Here is a 1,966-nt window from a genome sequence, read left to right on the forward strand (position 1 = left end):
GGCCCGTCCAGCGTGTCCAGCAGCGCGTCGAACACCTCGGCCCGCGGCCGGTCGGCGATCCGCTCGCGGAGGACCCCACCCGCCTGCCGCGCGATGTCGTGCAGCGGACCCAGCGCCCGCGGCGTGAGCAGCGGGTCGCAGCCACCCCAGAGCACCCGGGCCCGGCTCCCGGCGCGGGCGGCGAAGGCGGCGGCCAGGGCGGACTTGCCGGCGCCGGCCTCCCCGGGGACGAGCGCGACCTGCCCGCCGGCGGCGCTGGCCGTCAGCATCCGATCGAGGGTGGCGAGCAGCTCGCCACGCTCCAGCAGCTCCCCCATCAAGGACAGCCTAGAATCCCAGGCGGTCCGGGACAGTCGCCGTAACGGTCACACCCGGCGTCAGTTAAGTTTTGCGGCGCGGACCGGGTCCGGCCGGGCGTTCGATCGACGAGAGGCACTCTTAACAGATGAGTTCGCGTATCCGATCCGTCACCCGGCGCGGCTGGCGCGTGGTGGGGTCCGGCCGGCGTACCCCGGGCCGGCCGCACGCCTATTACCTGGCCATCGGCTTCCCGCCCGCCGCCAAGAGCTGCGCCTACCGGATGCGGGAGACCGCCAACCAGCTGTACGCGCACGGCTGGGACGTCACCGTGGTCACCATCCGGCAGGAGTCCTGGGAACGCGAGTTCGGCCTGGACCACACGCTTTCCGACGCGGTGCACCCGGCGGTCCGCATCGTCGAGCTGCCGCTCGCCCGCACGGACATCGAGACCGACATCCGGCAGTATTCGGACGAGCGCTCCCGCGACCCGCAGGGCTGGATCAAGGAGTCCCGGGCCAAGGACCTCGAGGTCTTCCCCGAGATGGTGTTCGGCTCGTGGCGCCCGGTGCTCGAGGAGGCGATGCTCTGGCTGCACCGCCACGACCCCGCCGACCTGCTGGTCACCACCTGCGTGCCGTACGTGAACATCGCCGCCACGCTGCGTCTCTGGGACGAGGCCAAGGTGCCCTACGCGGTGGACTTCCGCGACGGCTGGTCGATCGACGTGGTCGGCGGTGGCGAGGCGTTCACCAAGGACTCCGAGGCCGGCCGCTGGGAGTCCCGCCTGATGGCGAACGCCACCAAGTTCTGGCTCGTGAACGAGCCGATCGCCCAGCACTACCGGGACCGCTACCCGGACATGGCCGACAAGATCGAGGTCGTGCGCAACGGCTTCGACACCGACAGCGTGCCGTCGGTCGCGCGCACCCCCGACCCCGAAGGCGGGTTGACCTTCGGCTACCTGGGCTCGGTGAACTTCAAGCCGGACCACCTGGCCGCGATGCTCGACGCGTGGCGGCTGGCGCGCAAGACGGACCCGCTGGTGGCGAGGTCGCGGCTGGACATCCGCGGGCACATCGGCGCCGGCTCGGCGCGCGAGGACACCGCCCACATGGAGCTGCTGCGGGCGGCCGCGGCCGACGGCGTGACGTTCGGCGGCCCGGTGGCCAAGGCGAAGGTCGCCGAGACGTACGGCAGCTGGGACGTGCTGGTCCTGATGCTGGTCGGCGGGCGGTTCGTGACCTCCGGCAAGGTCTACGAGGTGCTGTCCAGCGGCATGCCGGTGCTGTCGGTGCACAGCCGCGACCACGACGCGTCCAACGTGCTCGAGGGCAGTCCGCTGTGGACCGGCGCGGTCGGCCTCGAGGTGGAGCCGCTCGCCGAGAACATCTGCCGGGCCGCGCGGATGGCCGTGGAGGCCACCGACGAGCAGCGCGCCGAGGCCCGCCGGCTGGGCGCACGCTTCGAGCGCACCGCCCAGGTCGACCCGGCCGTCGCCCGCCTGACCGCTGCCGTCCTCGGACAGCCCTCAGCCAGCAAGGAAAACGCCGCATGATCAACGTACTGGTGGTCGCCTTCGGCGTGCCGACGCGCCCGGCCGTGTTCACCGAGTCGGTGCAGCGCCTGACCGCCGCCGGCGCGTCGGTCACACTGTTCGGCGGCTTCG

At 72.3% G+C, this 1,966-nt stretch carries 2 protein-coding genes; one reads left to right on the plus strand and one right to left on the minus strand.

Annotated elements, in window-relative coordinates; genetic code table 11:
- A partial coding sequence (locus tag AB0M20_RS40595; RefSeq protein WP_364306524.1) for an AAA family ATPase occupies positions 1 to 317 on the minus strand: 317 nt, incomplete at its 3' end.
- A gap of 128 nt (positions 318 to 445) precedes the next feature.
- Between AB0M20_RS40595 and AB0M20_RS40600 the strand changes: the two genes are divergently transcribed.
- Positions 446 to 1,855: a glycosyltransferase gene (locus AB0M20_RS40600; protein ID WP_364306526.1), complete on the plus strand. Its 1,410-nt coding sequence runs from the start codon at positions 446 to 448 to the stop codon at positions 1,853 to 1,855.
- The last annotated feature ends 111 nt before the right edge of the window (positions 1,856 to 1,966 follow it).

The organism is Actinoplanes sp. NPDC051633 (assembly GCF_040681735.1).
Taxonomy (GTDB): domain Bacteria; phylum Actinomycetota; class Actinomycetes; order Mycobacteriales; family Micromonosporaceae; genus Actinoplanes.

Bases quoted from the DNA above. Each gene is read 5' to 3' on its own strand.
- AB0M20_RS40600 (WP_364306526.1), top strand. From the start codon at position 446: ATGAGTTCGCGTATCCGATCCGTCACCCGGCGCGGCTGGCGCGTGGTG.